The following is a 4,145-nucleotide window of genomic DNA, read 5'->3' as shown; positions in this document are numbered from 1 at the left end:
CCCTGTCCCCGGTCGGCTCCGGCATCGATGGCGGCAGCACCGGCTCGCTCTATCGATATCCGCAAACGCCGCCAGTGCCGGTCAAGAAATTCTCGTTGTGGGACGACCGCCAGAGCCGGCTGTTCACCGACCCGCGGGCGCTGTCCCAGGGCGACATCCTGACGGTCAAGATCAAGATCAACGATCGCGCCAACTTCAAGAACCAGAACGACAGGAGCCGCACCGCCAATCGCAAGCTCGGTTATGACCTCAGCGCGCAGTGGGACAAGTGGAGCACCGCCGGCAAGGGCGCCGGGGCTCTCACCTCCACCACCGACACGACGGCTGACGGCGAGATCAAGCGCTCGGAAACGCTTGAACTCAATGTCGCGGCGATCGTCACCGATGTGCTGCCCAACGGCAATCTGATGATCACCGGATCGCAGGAAGTGCGCGTCAATGCCGAGCTCAGGGTGCTGACGCTCGCCGGCATCGTGCGGCCGGCCGATATCGGCGCCGAAAACACCATCCCCTACGAACGCATCGCCGAGGCCCGCATCTCCTACGGCGGACGCGGTCGCATCACCGAGGTCCAGCAACCTGCCTACGGCCAGCAGATCCTCGACCAGGTTCTTCCGTTCTAGGATCGGGGCAGGGCGCCGTGGCAAATATTGAACAGGTTCAGCCGCGCAAGGGTCCCTCCCCTGTCATTCAGGCCGGCATGCTGCTGCTTGTGACGGCGGCCGCCATTGGCGTGGGTTGGATGTCCGGCGGTTATCTCAAGGGCGTCGGCGCACCGGCGTCGGTACCGGTCGCGCCTGAGAACGAAGGTAAGATCATGCAGCCCGCCGCAGCCGAGCAACCAGGCCTGGGCCCGATGCTTGTCGTGCTGGCGCCGATCACCACCAACATCGCCTCGCCTGCCGGCACCTGGATCAGGATGGAGGTGTCCGTCGTCTATGACGCGCCGCAGCCACAGGCAATGTCGGATGACATCCACCAAGATCTCCTGGCCCTGGTGCGCACCTTGAAGATGCATCAGATCGAGGGAGCCAGCGGCTACCAGCACCTGAAGGCCGACCTCGAAGAACGCGCCGCGATCCGCAGCCAGGGTCACGCCAAACAGGTACTCATCAGGACATTGCTGCTCGAATGAGAAAGTTCCTTCTCGCCACCGCCATGATCGCCGCCGCCACCTCCATCGCGGCGGCTCAGCAGATCGATCTCGGCGGCATCGGCAAGGCTGACGGCACCACCGTCGGCTACATCATCCAGATGTTCGGCCTGCTGACTGTTCTGTCGGTCGCGCCGGGCCTGCTGATCATGGTGACCAGCTTCACCCGCTTCGTCATCGCCTTCTCGATCCTGCGCGCCGGCATCGGCCTGCAGTCGACACCGGCAAACCTCATCCTGATTTCGCTGTCGCTGTTCATGACCTTCTATGTCATGGCGCCGACCTTCGATCAGGCCTGGAACACCGGCGTCAAGCCGCTGATGGACAACCAGATCACCCAGACCGAAGCCTTCGACAAGATTTCCGATCCGTTCCGCACCTTCATGCTGCACAATGTGCGTGACAAGGATTTCGACCTCTTCGCCGATCTCGCCCGCGAGCGCGGCCAGACCGTTTCGCGTGACACCGTCGACCTGCGCATCCTGGTGCCCGCCTTCATGATCTCGGAGATCCGGCGCGGCTTCGAAATCGGCTTCCTGATCGTGCTGCCATTCCTGGTCATCGACCTGATCGTCGCCACCATCACGATGGCGATGGGCATGATGATGCTGCCGCCCACTGTGGTGTCGCTGCCGTTCAAGATCCTGTTCTTCGTCCTGATCGACGGCTGGAACCTGCTTGTCGGCAGCCTGGTGCGCTCCTTCAACTGACTCTGCCGCGCCGGCTCGAAATTCCAGCAATATATTTTCGATTAACCGTCCGGTTTAGCCCTTTGGTAGGGACTTGCCCGCATATTCGCTCGCAGATGGCGGGTGATCGATTTCAGAGATCATTGGCATGATGCCGCACCGTCATACCGGGAGGCCCGGTATGTCAAAAAAACACCTGTAAAAACCAAGGTACGAGTACCATGTCCAGCATCATGACGAACTCCGCCGCGTTGACGGCTCTGCAGAGCCTTAACGCCACCAGCAAATCCCTCCAGGACACCCAGGCCCGCATCTCGACCGGTTATCGCGTCTCGCAGGCCTCGGACAACGCCGCTTACTGGTCGATCGCCACCACGATGCGCTCCGACAACCAGGCAATGTCCACCGTTTCGGACGCTCTCGGCCTCGGCGCCTCGAAGGTCGACACCGCCTATACCGGCATGAACAGCGCGATCTCCACCATCAACCAGATCAAGGCAAAGCTGCTGGCTTCCTACGGCCAGACGGATGCCTCGAAGGAAAAGACCCAGACCGAAATCACCGCTCTTCAGGCGCAGATGAAGTCCTACGCCGACGGCGCCACCTTCTCCGGCACCAACATGCTGTCCGTAGACAGCGGCTCAACAGCCACGACGGCTGCCGATGTGAAGATCCTTTCGGCCTTCAACCGTGACGCGGCCGGCGCATCTTCGATCTCGACCATCGACGTCAAGGTGGAAAGCATCAAGCTCTATGAAGCTGGTACCACCTCGGGCCTCGCGAAGGGCATCCTTGACACGTACCGCCTCGGCAGCGACGGCAGTGTGGCCGCAGCGGTCTCCGGCACGCAGACAGCTCTAGGGGCGGCTGCACTGGCCACCGACACCTATTCGGCCGCCTCGCTTTCCATCTTCTCGGGTGGCACCGCTGCCAGCGATTCGCAGATCAAGCAGATGCTGACCGTCATCGACTCCGCGCTTGCCGACATGACCAACTCGGCCACCACGCTCGGCGCCGCCAAGAGCAGTATCGACCTGCAGAAGACCTTCACCTCGGACCTGATGGACTCCATCGACCGCGGCGTCGGCCAGCTCGTCGATGCCGACATGAACAAGGAATCGACCCGTCTGCAGGCCCTGCAGGTCCAGCAGCAGCTCGGCGTGCAGGCGCTGTCGATCGCCAACGGTTCCTCGCAGTCGATCCTGTCGCTCTTCCGCGGCTGATCGCCTCCGCTCAACCACAGTTCGCACTAGAAATTCAGGCCGCGCCAAAAGCGCGGCCCTATTTGCGTTTGCTCCAGCCCCGCACAATCCTCGATCCTTAACTCTCAAAAACCAGCTTTTAACAGGCTGTTAACCATGCCGCGCTAGTTATGGTTAACCAATAGCTTACGACAGTTGGCGAATCGGTCCGACCGGCACGATGCCAATCGTTGAACAGGCCCATCCGGCATGTCTGAGCATGTCGGCTTTTGAGAAGGAGCGACTTTCTTGGCGAGCATCATGACCAACGCCTCGGCGTTAACCGCACTTCAAAGCCTCAGCGCCACCAACAAGTCGCTCGAACAGACACAGGCCCGCATATCGACCGGCTATCGGGTCTCGCAGGCTTCGGACAACGCCGCCTATTGGTCGATCGCCACCACCATGCGCTCGGACAATTCGGCCCTGTCGACGGTGCAGGATGCACTCGGCCTCGGCGCCTCGAAAGTCGATGCCGCCTACACCGGCATCACCAACGTGCTGACGACGATCGGCCAGATCAAGACCAAGGTGTTGTCCATGGTCGGCCAGACGGATGCCGCCAAGGCGAAGACCCAGACCGAGATCAAGGCGCTTCAAACGCAGATGAAGTCCTTTGCCGATGCGGCCACCTTCTCCGGCTCGAATTTCCTCGCGGTGACCTCCAAGCAGGTCACGTCCGCCAATGATGGCGTCCAGCCCGACTCGCAGATCGTGTCCTCATTCAATCGCTCTTCATCCGGCGCTGTCTCGATCGGAACGATCAACATCAATGTCGAGGGCACCAAGCTTTTCGACTACGGCCTTGCCGCCGAGGTCAAGAACCAGGGCGTCCTCGATCGCCAGACCTCCATCTATTCCACGGGCGCCGCCCAGACCCTGTATGACAACGCCTATGCTGGCGTGATCGCGGGCGGAGGAACGGATATCGCCGCGAACACTGCCGGCCAGACGGCGGCGGGAGCGGTCACCAAGGTCGACAATATTTCCGCCTACAACCTCGACATCACGGCCCCAGGGGTGACCGACGGCATCATCACCCAGATGGTCACCATGATGGAC

At 61.5% G+C, this 4,145-nt stretch carries 5 protein-coding genes; all 5 read left to right on the top strand.

What is annotated here, in order from left to right:
* On the top strand, nucleotides 1-623 hold a 623-nt coding region (flgH, locus tag EN914_RS26695; protein ID WP_164778926.1), incomplete at its 5' end, for a flagellar basal body L-ring protein FlgH.
* A 17-nt stretch (nucleotides 624-640) separates the two neighbouring features.
* A complete protein-coding gene (locus EN914_RS26690) occupies nucleotides 641-1,135 on the top strand; it encodes a flagellar basal body-associated FliL family protein (RefSeq protein WP_013529790.1) in 495 nt (164 codons plus the stop codon).
* Nucleotides 1,132-1,863, top strand: a complete 732-nt coding sequence (gene fliP / locus EN914_RS26685) for a flagellar type III secretion system pore protein FliP (RefSeq protein WP_024502690.1) — start codon at nucleotides 1,132-1,134, stop codon at nucleotides 1,861-1,863. The genes EN914_RS26690 and fliP overlap by 4 nt, the downstream gene beginning before the upstream one ends.
* A 200-nt stretch (nucleotides 1,864-2,063) precedes the next feature.
* A complete protein-coding gene (locus EN914_RS26680; protein ID WP_013529788.1) occupies nucleotides 2,064-3,065 on the top strand; it encodes a flagellin in 1,002 nt (333 codons plus the stop codon).
* 267 nt (nucleotides 3,066-3,332) lie between these two features.
* Nucleotides 3,333-4,145, top strand: an 813-nt coding sequence (locus tag EN914_RS26675) for a flagellin (RefSeq protein ID WP_127389355.1), incomplete at its 3' end; no start/stop codon positions are given.

Origin of the sequence: Mesorhizobium sp. M7A.F.Ca.CA.001.08.2.1 (assembly GCF_003998455.1) — a bacterium.
In the GTDB taxonomy this organism is placed as follows: Bacteria; Pseudomonadota; Alphaproteobacteria; order Rhizobiales; family Rhizobiaceae; genus Mesorhizobium; species Mesorhizobium ciceri.
The sequence above is the reverse complement of the archived record's forward strand: the minus strand, read 5'-3'. Positions and strand labels throughout refer to the sequence as shown.

Coding starts and splice junctions, on each gene's coding strand:
- fliP (WP_024502690.1), top strand. CDS start 1,132: ATGAGAAAGTTCCTTCTCGCCACCGCCATGATCGCCGCCGCCACCTCC.
- EN914_RS26680 (WP_013529788.1), top strand. CDS start 2,064: ATGTCCAGCATCATGACGAACTCCGCCGCGTTGACGGCTCTGCAGAGC.